Below are 20,340 nucleotides of genomic sequence, written 5' to 3'. Positions count from 1 at the left end.
TGATTTGGTTTGTAAGAATACTAGCGGATTCATTCAAGGAGGATGAATAATTGGTGCAAAATAATAGCTTTTTACGTTTACAAACAAAAGGCTAAATCCTACTAAAATGCAATACTAATCTTCGTAACTAGCTGATTTATTGAAATAATGCAGATTCGTGCAACAATACTTCAATATTTTCAATTTTATCAAATCATTAAGAAATTGCAAGAAGGGCCAGAGGCTTTGGAAGGGCAGATTTGAGGGCAGAAAAAAGATTTTTTATCTATCCGGCAGCAATTATTATACCACAAGGTAACCGCTGTTTAACAAATAATTAAATTTTAGGAAGGACCGTTTTTTTCCTTCCCGGAAATCCTTACAACCTTTGCGATGTGATTATCGGCTGTGGGCTGTCGAAATATTATCGTTCAACCAACATTATGCAACTCAATTTCAAACAAATAGGCGAAACAGGCAAGCCCCTGATCATCCTCCACGGTGTTTTCGGCTTTCTCGACAATTGGCTTACGATCGGGAAAACCCTTTCGGAGCAGGGTTACCGCGTTTACCTGGTCGACCAGCGCAACCACGGACGCTCCCCGCACGAAGCCCCGCTCAATTTCCCGACGCTCGCCGCTGATTTAAAGGATTTTCTGGACCAGCAGCAAATCGCTTCACCGATCCTGATCGGGCATTCCATGGGCGGAAAGACGGTCATGGAATATGCAGTGACCTACCCCGGCACGTTCGATGCACTCGTGGTGGTCGATATCGGGCCCAAAGCCTACCCTATTCACCACACCAAAATCCTGAAAGGGCTGAATGCAATTCCGCTGGACCAGATCGAAAACCGCAACCAGGCCGACGAAGTCCTTAGCGAATACGAGCCGTTGCTGGGCGTGCGGCAATTTTTACTGAAAAACCTGTATAGAAAAGAAGAAGGCGGCTTTGCCTGGCGTTTTAACCTGCCGTTGCTCACAACCGACATGGCCAATGTGGGCGCGCAGATCAAGTCCGACGAGCCGGTAGAAACCCCCACGCTGTTCATGCGGGGAGCTAATTCTAATTATGTATTGGATGAAGACCTGGAAGGCATTCTCGATCTTTTCCCAAACGCACAGTTGAAAACGATCGAGGGAGCAGGGCACTGGGTGCAGGCTGAGCAGCCGAAAGCATTTGTCAGCACCCTGCTTGAATTTCTGAATGAAGCTATCTGACGTATTTCGTTCTCGGTGAATTGCAAGTGCCTATTATAAGCTGGTCATCGCTTAGCGATATTTCCCAGGTCGGACAAGTAATGCAGTTCAGCAGTTCGCATTGCGGGTTGTTGGGCAATGCGATTTGTGGTTTTACATCGAGCAAGGTGCCATTGATGATCATGGTAGCAGGTGCGCAGCAGCGCGGGGTACCGTTGGCGTTCAACACAACGCCGTCATGCCGAAATATCAACGAATCGGATTTGGCAGCGGCAATCGGCTCCCAGGTACTTTTATTATCCAGTGAAGATCTTTCAACCTCAACAGAATGCCAGATGCCCGACACTGTCGAGAAAGCGTAATTGGGTGAAGGGTCGTTGACACTATCTTTTTTACAAGACAATAACCACACCAAAACAAGGGGTATGTATAATAGTCTTTTCATACTTATTAAATAATTTTATTTACTCCGTAGATTCACAATCAGGCTTTTTGGTTGGAAAGGAATGAAAAAATGCAGCGCCTATGAATGATTCCGGGATTTCCCTGTACTTAATCCCTACAATACTGGCCGAAGGGACGCAAAACGACGTACTCTCTCCCCAGATCCAAGATGCCGTACGGCACCTGGATGTTTTCTTTGTGGAAAACATCCGCACCGCCAGGCGGTTCATCAGCAGCCTGAAACTTGGCCGGGTCATCGACGACCTGACATTTATCGAACTGAATAAAGATACCGCCGAAACGGAAACTGCTGCTTCGCTGCGAAACCTTTCAAAAAGTGCGGGTGTAATATCGGAAGCCGGCTGCCCCGGCGTCGCCGATCCGGGCGCGGTAGCCGTACGCATTGCGCACGAGCTGGGGATACGCGTGGTGCCTTTGGTAGGGCCGTCGTCCATTCTGCTGGCATTGATGGCATCGGGAATGAGCGGACAGTCATTTGCATTTCACGGCTACCTGCCAATCGATAAAGTACAGCGTAAAAAAGCATTGCAAAACCTTGAAAGAAATGCGCGGCAATACCAGCAAACGCAAATATTCATGGAAACTCCTTTCCGCAACAACCAATTGCTCGAAGCCGTAATAGAAGCGTGCTCACCCGATCTGGCCTTATGCATTGCAGCCAATGTAACCGCCCCCGACGAGCTGATCAGGACAATGCCGGTGGGAAAATGGAAAGCGGCGAAGCCTGACCTGCACAAAATCCCTGCGATTTTCCTGATCGGATAGGCTTTTAGAGAAAGATATTGATCTATCTTTCGTTCTTCTTGAAAACTGCTATTCACTTTGAAAAAATATATTCTGATAGCCATTCTGGCAGCGGCGGGCCTGTGGAGCTGTAATGAAGACAGTCTCGACGCCAGTATTACCGTCGATTCCAACTTCCAGTCGGGAACAGGGGGTACGGATGGCTGGACTCCCGAATATGCCGGATTCGCAGCAACGGCCGACTCTACCCAACTCGATACTGTCGCCGCTACCGCGTTGCTTCCCCGCGGCCTCGACACCACACAATACGGCTACCGGATCCTGTCGAGGTATTCCAAAGGCAATATGTTCAGTTACCTTAAAAAGCGCGTGAGTGGTTTTACCCCGAACAAGTCTTACGAGATGGTGCTTCAGGTCGACCTGGCGACGCGATACACCGCAAGTACGATTGTCGACAAGGTCACATTCAAAGCGGGCGTATCCCCAATCGAGCCGTTGACAAAGCTGGTTTCCGGCACGTATACATTCAACCTCGACAAGGGCACGGGCAACCAATCAGGTAAGGCCGTTTTGCTGGCCGGAAGCATTGCCAGTACCAATTCCGACACCCGTTACCACACATTATTAAGGTATTCCAATGACGGACAACCCGTTACGGTGGTCGCCAATAACGAGGGCGAACTATGGTTTTTCGCCGGGACCGATTCCGATTATAAGGATACGACGATATTTTACTTCGACCGCATCATTGCCCGGTTCAAAGAACTGTAAAGTGTTTTGTAAATTCGCCCCCATTCATTAACCCACATATCCCTACCGGAATGGTCCAGGTACAAACATTTGTTTTCAACCCATTTTCTGAAAATACTTATCTTCTTCACGACGAAACAGGCGAGGCCATTATTATCGATCCGGGCTGCTACGACCGTGCGGAAGTGAACGAGCTCGCCGCATATATTGAAGAACACGGCCTGAAACCCGTGCAGATTGTGAATACACACGCCCATATCGACCACGTGCTCGGCGTAGCCGCGCTCAAACGGAAATACGGCATTCCGTTTGTCTTGCATAAGCTGGACGAGCCGCTTTTGAGGGCTGTTAAATCTTACGCTTCCAATTACGGCTTTTCTACATTTGAAGAACCCGAAATCGACAGCTTTATCCGCGAAGGCGAGACTATTGAATTCGGCAATACATCCCTGAAAATCCTATTCGTACCTGGCCACGCGCCCGGGCATGTGGCATTTGTGAATGACGCGGATAGATTCGTGATTGGCGGCGATGTGCTGTTCCGCATGAGCATCGGCCGCACCGACCTCCCCGGCGGCGACCACGGCACTTTGCTGAAAAGCATCCGGGAACAAATGTTCACCCTACCCGACGATTATACAGTTTATGCCGGCCATATGGAACCTACTACCATTGGTTTTGAGAAAAGAAACAACCCGTTTTTCAAATAGCGCCTTATGATCCGTCGCAACATCCCCAATGCCCTCACCTGCGGAAACCTGCTTTGTGGCTGCATTGGCGTGGTAGAAGCATTCCACAATAACCTGATACTATCGTGCCTGCTCATTGGCGTCGCATTGATATTTGACTTTCTGGACGGTTTTATCGCCCGTTTGCTGAAAGTCACCTCCCCCATCGGCCGCGACCTCGATTCGCTTGCCGATATGGTGACGTTCGGCTTGCTGCCCGCGATCATCCTGTATCAGCTGCTGATGCAAAGCATTCCCGACCTCTTGGGTATCTGGAAGGCCTATCCGGCGTTTATCATCGCCATTTTCTCGGCGATCCGTCTCGCGAAATTCAATAATGACCCACGCCAGTCCGATTCGTTCATAGGCGTGCCCACACCCGCGAATGCGATGCTCATCGCTTCCCTGCCGCTCATCGTTCACACAGAGAGCGCGTTTTGGAAAGATATCATCATTAATACCAACAATCTATTGATTTTAAGCGCCGTCATGTCCTACGCCCTCGTGATGGAGCTTCCGCTGATCGCCCTCAAATTCAAGCAGTTCGGCTGGAAAGGAAATGAATCGCGCTTCATTCTGATTGGCATCACAGCGCTTTTGCTCGTTACCTTAAAATTCCTTGCCGTTCCTGCAATACTAATCGTGTACGTACTTCTCTCCATTGCCGACAACCTCAGGAAAAAGCAGATTTGAATTGGTAGGCACGACTTTTTTTTGCATTTTTGCAATCTTTCCGGCAACGTATGTTGCTTATTATTATCATTTTAGCATTAAATACCGTTCCTTTCTGCCTTTTGACCCTCAGCAGCTTTGAACAGTCCCGATTAGCATGGCATTCTCCCGCATTACAGGCCTGGGTTTCTACGTTCCCGACAATGTTATTACCAACGACGATCTTACGCAATGGATGGAAACCTCCGATGAGTGGATCCGTGAGCGGACCGGCATTCAGGAACGTCGGTATTTCGAGTATGGAAAAGATACCAATTACAGCATGGCTGCCGCGGCATCGCGGCAGGCGTTGGACAGGGCAGGGCTTACGCCTAACGACATCGACGTGATCGTGTACGCTACCATTACCCCCGATTATTTCTTCCCTGGCTCGGCATTTCTGATGCAGCGTGAACTCGGGATGGACGGCAAGCCGGTGATCGACATCCGCGAGCAATGCTCAGGCTTTGTGTACGCACTTTCGATTGCCGATCAGTTCATCAAATCGGGGATGTACAAAACGGCATTGGTAGTTGGTTCGGAGATACAGTCATCGTGGATCGACAAGAGTACGGCCGGGCGTAATACCGCAGTTATTTTTGGGGATGGCGCCGGAGCTGCGGTAGTTTCCGCAACGAACGATCCCCAACATTGTATATTATCTACACACCTCCATGCCGACGGCCGGTTTGCGGAAGAACTCTATGTGAAAGATCCGGGTAGCAGCCGCGAAGGTCGCCCGGTAAGCCAGGAGGTAATCGACGGTGGCGGGCATAACGTCTATATGAATGGCAATGCGGTTTTCAAACATGCGATCGTACGGTTTGGCGAGGTGATCCAGGAGGCATTGGAAGCCAATGGCTACACCGCCGGCGACATCGACTTGCTCGTTCCGCACCAGGCAAACTTACGGATCAGCGACTACGTACGCCAGCAACTTGGGCTTGCTGAATCGCAGGTAATCAACAACTTACAACGTTTCGGAAATACGACGGCTGCTTCCATTCCTATCGCATTGACCGAGGCTTGGGAGACCGGAAAAATTCAGGAAGGCGACCTGATTTGCCTCGCGGCCTTCGGCAGCGGGTTTACTTGGGCATCGGCACTCATCAGGTGGTAGGTTCCGGACTAGAATTGTCCGGTCGACAACATTACCAGCGTGCACCCTTCTATTGGTATGATATTTTTATCTATTAAAATATCCTTAAATTCAGGATTCTCTGTACCAGGGTTGAAGATAACGCGTTTAGGATTTAGAGAAACGATATAATCGTAGTATTCAGGTTGGTGGCTCGGATTGATATACAAAGTGACGGTATCTACGTCTTTCCAGTCAGTTTTGTCTGTGTTGATTTCTTCTCCTAATGCAAAACCTTTCCTGCGTCCGATGAGTAAGATGGGATGACCATAGTGCGTGAGTTTCTGTGCGGCCAGGTAAGCGTATCTGGATGGGTTGGGAGTTGCTCCAATAATGAGTGTACGTTTCATGCCAAATCAATTTAGTAGAAAATAAAGGGCCAAATGTGTCCATAGCCGCCGCGGTCGCTACCGCCCCGGTATTAACAGCAGCCCCACACACTTTTTAAAACACCAAAAGATCGTTCCCGCGTTCTCGACGGGAATGGTAACGTAAAGACCAACTGTACGACCATAGAACCTTATAATATATTTTATCAAATGAATGAATCAAATGTAAGCCGGAGCTTCTGGAATGAAAAGTGGGCAAAAATTATATTCGACGAGATCGAGAATGCTCCTCATTACGAGGTGTCTAATTATGGCAGACTGAAAAGTTTTCAGAACAACCCGAAGGAAGGAGTCGTGATCAAGGGATCTGTCATTCAGGGTTATAGGTCTTTGAATATCCGCGTCGCAGGCGGGAAAACCATTAACCGGTACGTGCACAAACTCGTAGCCGAGCACTTCGTGGACAGGCCGGATACCGAGCACAACTTCGTGATCCACCTGGATTTCGATAAACAGAACAACTACTACGAAAACCTGAAATGGGTTACAAAAGCGGAAATGATCGATCATAACCGCGAAAACCCTGCATTCATCAACCGGGTAATCCCGCGCCGTACCAAAAATTACAAACTCACGGAAAGCAAAGTACGGATCATCAAAAAATTGTTGAAAAACGACAATAACCGCTTGAAAATGATTGCGAAGCAGTTTGGGATTACACATACCCAGCTCAACCGCATACGTTCGGGGGAGAACTGGAAACATGTAACCATTGAGGATTGATTGAAATACTTATTTGAGTTTTTCTGCGGCGGAAACCGTATAACCGCTGCCGTTCGCACCCTCTTCAAAATCAACTGACACGCCGATCACGTACATTAAATGGCGCTTGTCTATCAGCACCTTAATGCCTTCGATGAGGTATGCCTGGTCATGCTCTGTGGCTGTGTCGAACCCAAGCAGAAAAGATCCGCTGCACGCACCCCCTCTAAGCCCTACCCTAAGTCCGTAGGTATCCGGGATTTTATTGGCTTCCAGGGTTGATCTGATTTCTAGCTGCGCCTTTTCGGTCAATTGAATTGGGTTATCCATTCCTGCTCTTTATTCTTGATTGCGATAAATGGGTTAACGCAAACCGTTGCCGTTCCATTCGCGTTTTGAAATAAAATATCAGCCAAGTGCTGCTAATCCTTTAATTTTGTGCCTCATTTTGGCATAAAATTACAATTTCACACATGGAATATTACCTGATTCTGACAGTTTTGATACTGGGAGCCGTCGTGACTTTCGGCATGTACCTCACCATCACGACCGTCGCCAACAAAATTTTCGAAAAACAGCGCTGGGATATGCGCAGCAAAAATATCGAGATCACATTACCCCTTCGCTTGCAGGCTTACGAGCGCATGTCCCTCTTCCTGGAACGTATTTCTCCCAATAACCTGTTGTTGAGACTGGCACCTGCGGCAACGAGCGCGCTGGAACTGCAACAGATCGCACTCCACGAGATCCGGGAAGAATATAACCATAATGTAGCGCAACAGCTCTACATTAGCACACATGCCTGGGAACAGATCGTGAATGCGATGAACGAGACAGTGGCGGTGGTGAACCAGGCAGCAGCGGAAGTAAGTGCGGAAGCCCCGGCCTCCGACCTCGCTAAAAAGATATTCTCACACGTGATCGAGAAGGAAATACAGCCTTCGACGCATGCTTTGAAGGTTTTGAAGGAGGAGATACGAAACGTGTTTTAGGGCCTTCGACGATCAAAAATTAACATCAACAATTACAATGCTGATGGCGGAATGCCGACAGCCGATAGGTATTAAAAAATGCTCTACCCCAATACATTAGAACAAAAACTGGGATTCGACAAGCTTAGGGAACGTTTAAAAGAGCTTTGTATCAGCTCTTTGGGACAGGCTTTTGTTGAGAAAATCCGGTTCTCCGAAAACTTCGGCATGGTCGAGAAACTCGTGAGCCAGACCGCCGAAATGCTGCGCATACTCGAACTGGGCGAGAACTTCCCTTCCCAGAATTACATCGACGCCACGCCTTATTTGAAAAGGGCTTCCATTGAAGGCATGCTGCTGACCCAGCCCGAATTTTCTGATTTGAAAGTCTCGCTGCTGACGATCCGCCTTTGCCTCCGCTTTTTTGAAAGCCAGGAACCCGATGCTTTCCCGATTTTGGGAGAATATGCCAAAACGATTAGGGTCGAAAAGGCCGTTACCGATGCCATCGACCGCATTATCGACGATCGTGGACAAATCCGCGATTCGGCCTCGCCCGAGCTATCGCGCATCCGCAAGCGGTTGATTTCGGAGCAATCGGGCATTCGTAAAAAACTCGATACGATCCTGAAATCTGCCAAAAGCAATGGCTGGATCGGCGACGACGTGTCGCTGACCGTCCGGAACGGCCGTATGGTAATTCCGGTGGCCGCCGAGCACAAGCGAAAACTGCGCGGGTTTATTCATGATGAATCAGCGACCGGCCAGACCGTTTTCATCGAACCCACGGATATTTTTGAATCCAATAATGAGATCCGTGAACTCGAATATGAGGAACGCCGGGAGATCAACCGCATCCTGCTTGAACTGACTGCCTACGTCCGACCATTTGTACCCGATTTGCAGAAGGCTTACGGCTTCCTGGGACTTATGGACTTCCTTCGTGCCAAAGCCCGGCTGGCAGGCGAAATGGGCGCCATTAACCCGCCGTTTGAAAACCGGCAATTTATTGACTGGCGTGAGGCGCGGCATCCGTTACTGCATTTGTCTTTTCAGAAACAAGGCAAGAAGGTTGTTCCATTGAATATCGAATTGCAGGAAAAGCAACGCATTCTGATCGTTTCCGGACCAAATGCCGGTGGTAAATCCGTGGCATTGAAAACCGTTGGCGTGATCCAGTACATGTTCCAATGCGGCTTACTCGTACCCATGCAGGAAGGCTCTTCCATGGGCTTTTTTCAGAATATTTTCATTGACATCGGCGATGAGCAATCACTTGAAAATGACCTGAGTACTTACAGCTCGCATTTGACCAACATGCGCCATTTTCTTTCGATGGCCAACAAAAGGACCTTGTTTCTGATCGACGAGTTCGGAACAGGGACCGAACCGGGCCTCGGCGGTGCGATTGCGGAGGCTATTCTCGAAAACCTTACCCAATCAGGCGCTTTCGGGATGATTAATACGCATTATACCAATTTAAAAGTACTGGCCGACAAGACCGATGGGCTGGTTAACGGTGCGATGCGGTTTGACGGTGAACATCTGGAACCGCTGTATCAGCTGGAAATAGGTCGTCCCGGAAGCTCATTTGCATTTGAAATCGCTTCCAAAATCGGGTTACCGAAAGCAGTGGTAGCCCGTGCGAAAGAGAAGCTGGGAACGCAGCAAGTGAATTTTGAAAAACTGCTGAAAGAGCTCGATATCGAGCGCCGCGTATTTGCCGAGAAGAACATTGAGATCGGTATCAAAGAGCGCAAGCTCGCGAAGCAATTGGCCGACTACACTGCATTGAAAGAAAAGCTCGATAATAACGAGAAAAAGATCGTCAATGAGGCCAAACAAAAAGCCAAGAGCCTGATTTCAGATGCTAATCAACTGATCGAGAATACTATTCGGGAAATAAAGGAAAACAAGGCCGAGAAGGAAAAGACCAAAACGGCAAGGACCAACCTCGAAAATTTTGGGAAGAAAAACCTTGTGCTGGCCGAAGTAGCCGAACCGCAGCCCGCCGAGGAGGAATACGAGCCGGAAGGCGGCGACATTACGCCTGGCAGCTACGTGCGCATCAGCGGGCAGACCGCTATTGGCGAAGTGCTTTCGATCAAAGGGAAAGATGCCGAAATCCGCATCGGCGACCTGAAATCGACCATCAAACTGAACCGGCTTGAAAAAGTGTCGCGGAAAACCTACCGCGCCGCTACCGGTGAAAAAGGCGTTAAAACAGCTTCCAAAGGCGTCGATATGAACGAGCGGATGCTCAATTTCAGTTTCAACCTGGATATGCGCGGCAAACGCGGTGAAGAAGCGCTGGGGCTCGTTGATCAGTTTATGGACAATGCCATTATGCTCGGCTATGACGAACTCCGCATCGTGCACGGCAAGGGCGACGGCATCCTGCGTACGCTGGTACGCAACCACCTGCGCGGGTACAAGCAGGTAGCGGGCATGTACGACGAGCACGCCGACCGCGGAGGCGCGGGGGTGACGATCGTGAAGTTGAAGTAATGCTTTTAGAAATACTTCATAATGCAAAAAGGGCGCCTCATCAGCGCCCTTTTTGTTTGATATATCCGGTTATCAGTGAACTGCCGCAGAAGAAGAAGCAGGTACTGTTTTACGTCCTTTCATCCAGAAATACAGAATACCGAACGCAACGATCAGCAGCGCAGGGAACATCACCATCGTGCTCAGTGTCGCCTGCCCGGCGGCCAGCTCCATTTCGTCGCCCGTCAGACCTGCCGCCAGTTTTTCAGCTTTGGCATCGTCCAGCCATTTACCGATTACAGGCTGCCAGATAGCCGTTGAGAACATTCCGATACCACCAACGATAGACATACCTAATGCACCGCTCAAAGGCACGTTCTGCGCCACGAAACCAATCATGGTTGGCCAGAACAACGCTACACCCATTGCGAAGATCACAGCCGCTGCATAAGCCGCAGGGCCAGTCACTGTGCTGAACAGGTAAATACCAGCCGCTGCCAGGATCGACGAGCCCCAGAGGATACCCGTCTGACCTATTGCTGCCACGATCGGGTGAGCGAAGTAGCGGGCGATGGCCATCAGACCGGTTACCAATGCAAGAATCAGCATTGGGCTTGCACCGCTTTTGCTCATGATCAGACCTGTCCATTGCTGCGGACCAAATTCGCTGATAGCGGTAAATGCCATACAAACGAAGATAAAGAGGAACAGCGGAGTGAACATCGCCTTCACGTTCTCACCGATTGAGGTTACACCAGCCACGTGTGGTTTCGGGAATGCCTGTCCCCAGAAAAGGAATGCGTAAATGAATGTCGGGATGAGAATCACCCAGATTTGTGCCTGCCAGCCGAGGTTGGCGTCGGTCATAAATTTTGAAATCAGAGAACCCACTACAATACCGCCGGGGAACCACATGTGGAAGCGGTTGAGCATTTTGCTCATTTGCAGTCCTTCGTAGGAGTCGGCGATCATTGGGTTACAAGCGGCCTCTGTACAGCCGTTACCAACCCCGATGAGGAATGTAGAGATCAGAAGGCCGGTGTAGCCGCCTGAATAAATCGTCATGATAATACCAATCGCGTGGCACACAAACGCCACCTGCATGATCGTTTTCGGGCCGATCGTGTGGTACACAAGCCCGCCGATAATCATCGCGAGGGGAAACCCGAAGAACCACATCGAGTTAATAAAGCCCAGTTGCTCGGCCGAGAGATTGAACTCAGTGCCCAGCTGGGGCAGAATCCCTGCACGGATACTGAATGAGAATGCAGTGGTTATGAGCGCAAAACAACTTGCATTGAAGAGTCTTCCGCTGTTAACTGATTGGGACATGTGACGTAATGGGTTTGATTATTTGAATTAGATGATTGACTTCGGGATACCGGTTTTTATTCAAAGATTTTCACAAAAAAAACAAACTCCGGGGAATTCTACTGCTTTTCATTATTCCTAAGCAATGTTTTTTATGTCTTAAATTTATATTTGTAGGAAGTAAGAGTCTTTTACACGGCTCTTTCTTATCTGTATAATCTATTTGAAAAACCTTAAACCAACTGGAATGTCAAGAAAGATCAGAATGGGCATGGTAGGCGGGTCCCTGGATGCATTTATTGGTGGGGTCCATCGCCGTGCAGCGATCATGGATGGAGAAATTGAGCTGGTTTGTGGAGCGTTCAGCTCCGATCCTGCTAAATCGAAAGAAACCGGAAAAGCGCTATATCTGCCTGAAAACAGGGTTTATAACGATTTCGAGGAGATGATCCTGAAAGAAAAGCAACTGCCGGAAGGGGAACGCATGGATTTTGTTACCATCGTGACACCCAACCACATGCACGCCGCGCCTACGAAGCTTGCGCTTGAAAATGGCTTCCACGTCGTATGCGATAAACCCATTACCCTTAATACCGAAGAAGCGGAAGAAATCGTGGCTGTGGTCGAAAAAACAGGCCTTGTCTTCTGTCTTACACACAACTATACCGGATACCCTATGGTAAAAGAGGCCCGCCAGATGATTGCCTCAGGTGCCATTGGAGAAGTAAGAAAGGTAATTGTGGAATATCCGCAAGGTTGGCTGGCGACATTGGTGGAAGTAACGGGCAACAAACAGGCCGCATGGCGCACCGACCCCAAGCGTTCGGGAGCCGCGGGAGGCCTGGGCGACATTGGTACACATGCCGAAAACCTGGCCGAATACATCACCGGTCTCAAAATCACCCAGATTTGCGCCGACCTTACAATATTTGTAGAAGGCCGTTTGCTGGATGATGACGCTCATATTCTACTGCGCTTCAACAATGGCGCGAAGGGCATCCTGCAAAACAGCCAGATTGCCAACGGAGAGGAAAACGACCTCAATATCCGTGTTTACGGCGAAACGGGCGGTTTGCAATGGAAACAAATGGAGCCTAACACGCTGATTCACAAAACCAACCAGGGCACCCGCATCATCCGCACGGGCGTGGGTAACCTGTCCAAAGCCGCGCAGGTGCACACCCGCATTCCCGCTGGCCACCCTGAAGGCTATTTCGAAGCCTTCGCTAATCTATACCGCAACTTCGCCATCCACGTGAGGGCTTACTGGGAAGGCAAAAAAGCCGATCCCGTGTACGACTTCCCAAGCGCACAGGATGGTCTGAGGGGTATGAAGTTCATCGACGCCGTCATTGCCTCGAACAAGACGGAGACGAAATGGACCGATTTCTGATCTGAATACGCAATCCAATTACTGTACATCTCAATTTAACCCGCGAGAGCGGACTGTTTTTCACCAATCATTCCATACCCATTTATGAACAAAATCAAAGTTGGCGTTGTCGGAACAGGCTTCATTGGCCCCGCACATATTGAAGCACTGAGACGTCTTCCTAATGTAGAAGTTGCCGCACTTTGCGAAGTGACCGCAGAACTGGCCAAGGAAAAAGCTGACGCGCTTGGCATTGCCCGTTCCTACACGTTTGACGAGCTGTTGAAACAGGATGACATCCAGGCTGTCCACATTTGTACACCTAACTTTTTACATTACTCACAGTCGAAAGCAGCATTGCTGGCCGGCAAACACGTGATTTGTGAAAAACCATTGGCGAAAGACCTTGCAGAAGCCGAAGAGCTCGTGGAACTGGCTGCTAAAACCGGCCTCGTGAATGCAGTTCACTTCAACCTGCGTTACTATCCGCTGGCGCGCCAGATGAAATCAATGCGTGAAAAAGGTGAATTGGGTGAGATTTATTCGTTCATCGGTTCTTACCTGCAAGACTGGTTGTTCTACAACACTGACTATAACTGGCGCCTTGAACCGGACAAATCCGGAGACTCACGCGCTATTGCGGACATCGGTTCCCACCTGATGGACATCCTGGAATACATTACCGGTCTGAAAACAGTAGCGGTCCTGGCCGATTTCAATACCGTGCACAAGACCCGCAAGAAGCCTTTGAAAGCCGTTGAGACCTATTCAGGCAAAATGCTGCAACCTGAGGACTATGCCGATGTACCTATCACTACCGAAGATCATGCGAACGTTTTGCTCCGTTTCGACAATGGCAACAAAGGAGTAATCACCGTTTCACAAGTTTCGGCTGGTCGTAAAAACCGTATGTCGCTGGAAATCTCCGGTTCTAAAAAGACATTCAGTTGGTGCTCCGAGTCACCGAACGAAATGTGGATCGGTAACCGCGATAAAGCGAACGAAGTCCTGATGCGTGACCCATCGCTTGTGAACGAGGACGTTCGTTCGACCATCACCTTCCCAGGCGGCCACAACGAAGGCTTCCCCGATACTTCGAAACAAATGTTCAAAGAAGTTTACGCCGCCATCGCAGCCGGTAAGCAACCTGAAAACCCAACATTCCCAACTTTTGCGGATGGGTATCGAGAGTTGCTCATTTGCGAGAGGATTCTGGAGAGTAATAAGAAGGAGGCTTGGGTAACTATTTAATTTAAAAAAATATGAAAACCATTAAAGGACCCGGTATCTTCCTCGCCCAATTCCTTGGCGATGAGGCTCCGTTCAATTCACTCGATACCATTGCCGACTACATGGCAGGGTTAGGTTATAAAGGTTTACAGCTCCCTACCTGGGACCCGCGCGTGATCGATGTAAAGCAAGCTGCTGAGTCGCAGACGTACGCGGATGACCTGAAAGGTAAGTTGGCCGACAAAGGCCTTGAAATCACTGAGCTTGCTTCCCATATTATTGGTCAGCTGGTGGCTTCGCACCCGGTTTATGACGAAATGTATGACAATTTTGCCGTGCCCGAGGTTCGCAAAAACCCGAAAGCGCGTGCAGAATGGGCTACGCAGCATTTGAAATATGTAGCGCAGGCAAGCCGCAGACTAGGCCTGAAAGCCAGTGCTTCTTTCACAGGCGCATTGGCATGGCCATTCCTGTACCCATGGCCTCAGCGCCCCGCCGGACTGGTAGAAACGGCATTCAAAGAACTGGCCGCTCGCTGGAAACCTATTTTGGATGTGTATGACGAAAATGGCGTGGACGTGGCGTACGAATTGCACCCGGGCGAGGATGTGTTCGATGGTAGTACTTTCGAGATGTTTGTTGATTACCTCGGCGGCCACACCCGCGCGAATATCAACTACGACCCAAGCCATTTCGTGTTGCAGCAATTGGATTACCTCCAATTCATCGACCTCTATCACGACCGCATCAAAGCATTCCACGTAAAAGACGCGGAATTCAATCCGAGCGGTAAGCAGGGCGTTTATAGCGGCTTTGCAGGCTGGGCTGATCGCGCCGGTCGGTTCCGTTCACTGGGCGACGGCCAGGTAGATTTCGGTGCAATTTTCTCAAAATTGTCGCAATACAATTACGACAGCTGGGCTGTTCTTGAATGGGAATGCTGCATCAAATCGCCCGTGCAAGGCGCGGCGGAAGGTGCACCGTTCATCGAAAGTCACATCATTGAAGTGACGACTAAAGCATTCGACGATTTCGCCGGAACCGGTGCAGACGAAGCTTTTAACCGCAAGGTCCTGGGTCTATAATTGTCGATCGTACAAGTATATTGAAAACCTATTTTCCTTATGGAAAGTAGGTTTTTTCTACGTTAACCAATTCCAATCAATCTAATGAATGACTCCCCTTTTCGAAAACTTTTAAAACGTTTCAGGATTGCCAGCGCGACGGCCCTGGCATGTTGCAGCCTGGTCGCTACGGCCCAGACGGTGACGCCGGAAAAGCGCGTGCTGGTATTCTCGAAAACAGCCGGCTTCCGGCACTCCTCGATCCCGGCAGGTAAAACGGCCATCCTAAAACTGGGAAAAGAGACTGGTTTTGCCGTGGATACAACCGAAAATGCAGCTGTTTTCACCAACAAAAACCTGCAAAAATACAGCACGGTCATATTCCTGAACACCACCGGCAATGTATTGAATGATAAGCAGCAGGATGCATTCGAACGCTACATTCAGGCTGGCGGTGGCTACGTGGGTATCCACGCCGCGACTGACACCGAATACGAGTGGCAATGGTATAACAAACTCGCAGGCGCCCAATTCCTCAGCCACCCGGGCAATCCGAATGTACAGGAAGGTGAAGCATTTGTGGTAAATGACCAACATCCTTCAATGGATGGTTTTCCAAAAAAATGGAAGATCAAAGACGAGTTTTATGATTTCAAGAACTTCAATGAGAAGGTAAACGTGCTCGTCAAGATCGACGAGAAGACTTATAAAGACGGCAAAATGGGTGACAACCACCCGATGTCGTGGTACCACGAGTTCGACGGAGGACGCGCATTTTACACCAACTTCGGGCATGAAGACGCGACTTTTACCAATCCTGTTTTTGTAAAACACCTTACGGGCGGCCTCAATTGGGCCATGGCATCGAAGCTGGATTATTCCAAATCCCGCCCCGAAGAAAACCGCTTTACCAAAAAAGTACTTGCCTCCAAACTCGACGAGCCAACGGAACTTGTCGTGCTGGATGACCAGCGCGTGCTTTTTACGGAAAGAAAAGGCAAGGTGAAGCTCTATAATCCTAAAACCGGCAAGATAAAAATCGTTGGCGAGGTGCCCGTTTATACGAAACAGGAATACGGGCTGATGGGTCTGAACATCGATCCGAACTTCAAGACCAACAAACTGATTTATATGTACTATTCGCCGCCATCGTCGGAGGCGGATACCGCGCAGCATTTGTCGAGATTTAAATACGACGATGTGAAAGATACCGTACTGCTCAGCACCGAGGAAGTTCTTTTAACCGTACCTGTCAAACGGACCGACTGCTGCCACACCGGCGGATCCATTGCCTGGGACAGCAAAGGCAATCTTTATCTTTCGACCGGCGACGATGTAAATCCATTCCAATCCAATGGATACGGCCCTATCGACGAACGTCCGGGTCGCGAAGGCTGGGACGGCCAGCATACCTCATCGAACACCAATTCTTTGAGAGGAAAAGTTCTTCGCATTAAGCCCCGCTACGGCGACCGCCGTGCCAATATGCCTGGTGGAACCAATCTGTACGACATTCCGGAAGGAAATTTATTCCCTCCAGGAACCGAGAAGACCCGCGCTGAGATTTATGTAATGGGTACACGTAACCCTTACCGCATTTCGGTTGACCAGCACACCGGCTATTTATATTGGGGCGATGTTGGGCCTGATGCTTCTGTGGATGATCCGAAGCGTGGCCCAAGAGGTTATGACGAAGTGAATCAGGCCAGAAAGGCCGGCTATTTCGGTTATCCGCTATTTATCGGCAACAACAGGCCTTACATCGATTTCAACTTTGCCGACAGTACTTCGGGTAAACCTTTCGATCCGGCGAAACCGATCAATAATTCTCCGCATAACACCGGTATTCAGGAGCTACCTCCTGCTCAGCCTGCGTTCATTTACTATCCTTATGCCGATTCTCCGGAATTCGGAGCGATTGTGGGTAAAGGAGGCCGTAATGCGATGGCCGGACCGGTTTACTATGCCGCTGATTATCAAGATAGCAAGAGCAAATTTCCGTCATACTACAACGGCAAATTCTTCGCTTACGACTGGATTCGCGACTATATCAACATCGTGACCATGAATGAGAAAGGTGATTTGCAGAGCATTGAGCGCTTTCTGCCGGGCACGAAATTCAGTCACCCGATCGATATGCAATTTGCTAACGACGGCTCGCTGTACACCCTCGAATACGGGCCTAACTGGTTTGCGCAAAATGACGAAGCAAGTCTCTCACACGTCACTTTCAATGCCGGAAACCGCGTTCCTGTGGCTATCGCCGCCGCGACGAATACAACTGGTGCGGCACCCTTGAAAGTAACGTTCTCTTCCAAAGGCTCCATGGACCACGACGGCGACCCGATTAAATACGAATGGTCGTTTGGAAAGGGACTGCCGAAAAGTACCCTGGCTAACCCGAGCTTTACCTACGCGAAGGCTGGCGAATATAGCGCTACGCTTAAAGTGACCGACAATGCAGGCAACTCCAATACTTCGGAAGTGATCGTGCGCGTGGGTAATGCTATTCCAAAAGTGGATGTGGCCATTAAAGGCAACAAGACTTTCTATTGGAACGATAAACCTGTCAACTACGAAGTGTCAGTGTCCGACAAAGAGGACGGTAGCCTGGCTACCAAGAAAATCCCGGAAGACGAAGTTACATTGACCATCAACTACCTCGAAGGCTTCGACAAAACGCAGCTGGCGCAAGGGCATCAGGCTAACACAGGTTTTGAGACCGGGAAGCGGATGATCGAACTGAGCGATTGCAAGGCCTGCCATTCGGTCGATAAAAAGTCGATCGGACCCGCATACCGCGAAGTAGCGAAGAAGTACGCCAGCGAACGCAACTCATTGAAAACGCTCACCGACAAGGTCCTCAAAGGAGGAAGCGGCGTTTGGGGCGAGCAGGCAATGCCTGGCCACCCCCAGCACAAGCCAGAGGAAGTAGAAGAAATGGTGAAATACATTCTCGGACTTGCTAACCAAAAGGCTGTCGATAAAAAGCCATTGAAGAGCTCTTACGTAACCCAGGCTAAGAAAAAAGATGGTTCGTACATTTTCACGGCCAGCTACACCGACAAAGGTAACGGCACAATGGGACCACTCACCGGCTCTAAAACCGTAGCATTGCGTCCGTCGACCCTGATGGCAAACATGGCGGACACGACCAGAAATACCTTCAAATACAAAGGTGATAATGGTAGTGAAATGGTCATTGGGATGAAAGATGGCAGCTTTATCGCATTCGACGATATCGACCTGACCGAGATTTCCAAACTGGCTGTTTCCGTGGGTAGCAAAGCGGGCCAATCGGCCGGAGGGACCCTGGAAATCCGGCTTGACGGCGTTGCCGGCGTTAAGATTGGCGAGGGCAAAGTCGATAAATCCGAAACCATCAGCATTCCTGTGAAAGCGCCGGCGGATGGCAAGCTGCACAAGGTGTATTTTGTATTTAAAAATGCTGAAGCGGGTAATAAGCCACTGTTTTCGATGGAATCGGTACGGTTTGAGAATACTGTGCTGTAAAAGCAGCTTATGTTGAAAATAACAAAAGCGGGCTTCTTGAAGGAGCCCGCTTTTGCATTTAAATAACTGGTCAGACCCTACTTTTGAATCACCATCTTTCTCACACCGTTGCTTTTGCCGTCGGTTACCAGTTCATAAAGAAAAACCCCGTTTTGCAAAGTTTCCGCCGAAATTGTGAGTTTCCCTTCACCACGCTCCTTGACCGGGTAGGAGTTCATTCTGACTCCATTCACTGAATACACATTAATAACCGCCTCCCCGACTGCCTCCGGAATGAAATATTTGATTGACGAGCTTCCCGAAAAGCCATTCGGCACATTTTGTTCGAGCACTACGCCATTAACATTAGGTACCGTCCGCGCTGCATTTCCCGTCAAAGGTTTTACCGTATTCGAAGCAACAATCCGCTCCAACTGTTCGAGCCGCTTCGACAATGCGGCTACTTGTACATTCATTTCTTTCAATTCGGCATCCTTCTGCTCAATTACTTGCTGCTGTTCCTTCACTGAATTGATCAAAATGTATGTTACCGCATTGGCATCATAATCCAGATACTCTGTTTTATTGCCCAATGAATCCTGGTGCATGAATGTGTCGATGGTGTAAGGAGCTATTTTCTGCATTTCCTGTGCGATGATGCCGACAAACCGCTTGTCGCCCGTCTCGATTCCTGCTTTGCCGTTGTACTGAAACCATACCGGTTTGATTTGTTTGAGCAAATCGAGACCGTCGGTAAAGTCGGTGACGTTCTTTTTAAGGCGGCTGTCGGAGATTACACTCCAATTAGGAGACCCTGGCTTTGCCGCAGCCGATGTACTAAGTTGCAACTGAAAAAATGGTGCAGAAACACCTATACCTACCGTAGCATTGCTAGCGCCAAGAACAACGCTGTTGCTCGATGCAACCTTCGCGTTTGCACCAATCGCCGTGGCATTTACAAGCGTGGAGTCCCCTCCGCTCATATAACCCAAATAGGTATTGTTGTTACCGCTCGTATTGCTATACCCTGCTTTAAATCCAAAAAAACAATTGTAATTCCCTTTATTCTCATACCCAGCCTGACTGCCTAAAAAAGCGTTTCCGGTATCAACTCCGCCCGACCAGAGCCCGCTTTTGTATCCAACTATGACATTCTCGTTCCCATGTGAAAGAACATGAGCCGCACGGTCACCAATGAATGTGTTTTGATTACCGCCTTTGTTGCCTTCACCCGCAGCGAAACCTATGAATGTATTATTGTTCCCATTATTATTATATCCGGCAATACCCCCTACAAATGTATTCTCGGCCCCAGTAGTGTTCTTAAAATAGCCAGCATTATTACCAACAAACGTATTACTACTACCCGTTGTATTTGACGCCCCTGCGTAGTGTCCGACAAACGTATTGTAATTGCCGGTATTGACTTTCCCGGCATCAAGCCCAAAAAATGAATGCGCTGATCCTTGCGTGCCAGCCCCCTGCCCATAATGCGTTTGCGCATTTACCCGGGTAATTGCACAAACCCCAACCAGCAGTGCTCCTGCCATTTTGTACCATTTTTTCATACTGCTAGTGTGTTTAATAGGGACGAGTCCCCATGATAAT

Annotated in this window: 18 protein-coding genes; 13 read left to right on the top strand and 5 right to left on the bottom strand. The window is 49.2% G+C overall.

All coding sequences use genetic code 11. The features are described from left to right. The first annotated feature begins 422 nt into the window (after positions 1-422). A complete protein-coding gene (locus tag ACTJJJ_RS15540) occupies positions 423-1,199 on the top strand; it encodes an alpha/beta fold hydrolase (protein ID WP_426293207.1) in 777 nt (258 codons plus the stop codon). Here ACTJJJ_RS15540 and ACTJJJ_RS15535 read toward each other — a convergent pair. Then, positions 1,192-1,623, bottom strand: a complete 432-nt coding sequence (locus tag ACTJJJ_RS15535; RefSeq protein WP_188933615.1) for a hypothetical protein — start codon at positions 1,621-1,623, stop codon at positions 1,192-1,194. The genes ACTJJJ_RS15540 and ACTJJJ_RS15535 overlap by 8 nt on opposite strands. Before the next feature lie 80 nt (positions 1,624-1,703). Between ACTJJJ_RS15535 and ACTJJJ_RS15530 the strand changes: the two genes are divergently transcribed. The 5 genes from ACTJJJ_RS15530 (at position 1,704) to ACTJJJ_RS15510 (ending at position 5,696) form a co-directional block, all read left to right on the top strand. Beyond that, complete coding sequence (locus ACTJJJ_RS15530; protein ID WP_440702248.1) at positions 1,704-2,408, top strand: SAM-dependent methyltransferase; 705 nt, start codon at positions 1,704-1,706, stop codon at positions 2,406-2,408. A gap of 57 nt (positions 2,409-2,465) precedes the next feature. After that, positions 2,466-3,158, top strand: a complete 693-nt coding sequence (locus tag ACTJJJ_RS15525) for a hypothetical protein (RefSeq protein WP_188933619.1) — start codon at positions 2,466-2,468, stop codon at positions 3,156-3,158. A gap of 50 nt (positions 3,159-3,208) precedes the next feature. Continuing rightward, positions 3,209-3,847 carry an MBL fold metallo-hydrolase gene (locus tag ACTJJJ_RS15520; RefSeq protein ID WP_440702247.1) on the top strand — a complete coding sequence of 213 codons (639 nt, stop codon included), beginning with the start codon at positions 3,209-3,211 and terminating at the stop codon, positions 3,845-3,847. A gap of 6 nt (positions 3,848-3,853) precedes the next feature. Beyond that, positions 3,854-4,558 carry a CDP-diacylglycerol--serine O-phosphatidyltransferase gene (gene pssA / locus ACTJJJ_RS15515; protein WP_426293204.1) on the top strand — a complete coding sequence of 235 codons (705 nt, stop codon included), beginning with the start codon at positions 3,854-3,856 and terminating at the stop codon, positions 4,556-4,558. 136 nt (positions 4,559-4,694) lie between these two features. After that, complete coding sequence (locus ACTJJJ_RS15510) at positions 4,695-5,696, top strand: 3-oxoacyl-ACP synthase III family protein (protein WP_188933625.1); 1,002 nt, start codon at positions 4,695-4,697, stop codon at positions 5,694-5,696. Between the two features lie 8 nt (positions 5,697-5,704). Here ACTJJJ_RS15510 and ACTJJJ_RS15505 read toward each other — a convergent pair whose 3' ends face one another. Continuing rightward, positions 5,705-6,064, bottom strand: coding sequence for a CoA-binding protein (locus tag ACTJJJ_RS15505; RefSeq protein ID WP_188933627.1), 360 nt, complete (start codon positions 6,062-6,064; stop codon positions 5,705-5,707). 189 nt (positions 6,065-6,253) lie between these two features. Between ACTJJJ_RS15505 and ACTJJJ_RS15500 the strand changes: the two genes are divergently transcribed. Continuing rightward, positions 6,254-6,826, top strand: coding sequence for an NUMOD4 domain-containing protein (locus ACTJJJ_RS15500; protein WP_188933629.1), 573 nt, complete (start codon positions 6,254-6,256; stop codon positions 6,824-6,826). A 9-nt stretch (positions 6,827-6,835) separates the two neighbouring features. On the opposite strand, the gene ACTJJJ_RS15495 is transcribed toward ACTJJJ_RS15500, so the two are convergent. Next, positions 6,836-7,135, bottom strand: a complete 300-nt coding sequence (locus tag ACTJJJ_RS15495; protein WP_188933631.1) for a HesB/IscA family protein — start codon at positions 7,133-7,135, stop codon at positions 6,836-6,838. A 143-nt stretch (positions 7,136-7,278) separates the two neighbouring features. Between ACTJJJ_RS15495 and ACTJJJ_RS15490 the strand changes: the two genes are divergently transcribed. Continuing rightward, positions 7,279-7,797: a hypothetical protein gene (locus ACTJJJ_RS15490; RefSeq protein ID WP_426293202.1), complete on the top strand. Its 519-nt coding sequence runs from the start codon at positions 7,279-7,281 to the stop codon at positions 7,795-7,797. A gap of 78 nt (positions 7,798-7,875) precedes the next feature. Further along, complete coding sequence (locus ACTJJJ_RS15485) at positions 7,876-10,284, top strand: endonuclease MutS2 (protein WP_440702246.1); 2,409 nt, start codon at positions 7,876-7,878, stop codon at positions 10,282-10,284. Between the two features lie 72 nt (positions 10,285-10,356). Here ACTJJJ_RS15485 and ACTJJJ_RS15480 read toward each other — a convergent pair whose 3' ends face one another. Next, the gene (locus ACTJJJ_RS15480; RefSeq protein ID WP_188933636.1) at positions 10,357-11,595 is read right to left on the bottom strand and encodes an MFS transporter; all 1,239 of its coding nucleotides are present in this window, start codon (positions 11,593-11,595) and stop codon (positions 10,357-10,359) included. Between the two features lie 244 nt (positions 11,596-11,839). On the opposite strand from ACTJJJ_RS15480, the gene ACTJJJ_RS15475 reads away from it, so the two are divergent. The 4 genes from ACTJJJ_RS15475 to ACTJJJ_RS15460 all read left to right on the top strand — a co-directional run bounded on the left by ACTJJJ_RS15475 (position 11,840) and on the right by ACTJJJ_RS15460 (position 18,753). Then, positions 11,840-12,967, top strand: a complete 1,128-nt coding sequence (locus ACTJJJ_RS15475; RefSeq protein ID WP_188935197.1) for a Gfo/Idh/MocA family protein — start codon at positions 11,840-11,842, stop codon at positions 12,965-12,967. An 84-nt stretch (positions 12,968-13,051) separates the two neighbouring features. Then, entirely contained in the window at positions 13,052-14,197 is a 1,146-nt protein-coding gene (locus tag ACTJJJ_RS15470; protein ID WP_188933638.1) for a Gfo/Idh/MocA family protein, read from the top strand. An 11-nt stretch (positions 14,198-14,208) separates the two neighbouring features. Further along, the gene (locus tag ACTJJJ_RS15465; protein ID WP_188933640.1) at positions 14,209-15,261 is read left to right on the top strand and encodes a sugar phosphate isomerase/epimerase family protein; all 1,053 of its coding nucleotides are present in this window, start codon (positions 14,209-14,211) and stop codon (positions 15,259-15,261) included. 84 nt (positions 15,262-15,345) lie between these two features. Further along, the gene (locus ACTJJJ_RS15460; protein ID WP_440702245.1) at positions 15,346-18,753 is read left to right on the top strand and encodes a ThuA domain-containing protein; all 3,408 of its coding nucleotides are present in this window, start codon (positions 15,346-15,348) and stop codon (positions 18,751-18,753) included. Positions 18,754-18,830: 77 nt separating this feature from the next. Here ACTJJJ_RS15460 and ACTJJJ_RS15455 read toward each other — a convergent pair whose 3' ends face one another. Next, a complete protein-coding gene (locus tag ACTJJJ_RS15455) occupies positions 18,831-20,300 on the bottom strand; it encodes a tail fiber domain-containing protein (RefSeq protein ID WP_440702244.1) in 1,470 nt (489 codons plus the stop codon). Positions 20,301-20,340 lie beyond the last annotated feature (40 nt).

Origin of the sequence: Dyadobacter sp. 22481, from assembly GCF_052044875.1 — a bacterium.
GTDB classification, from domain to species: domain Bacteria; phylum Bacteroidota; class Bacteroidia; order Cytophagales; family Spirosomataceae; genus Dyadobacter; species Dyadobacter endophyticus.
This window is presented reverse-complemented; position numbering and strand designations above follow the sequence as displayed.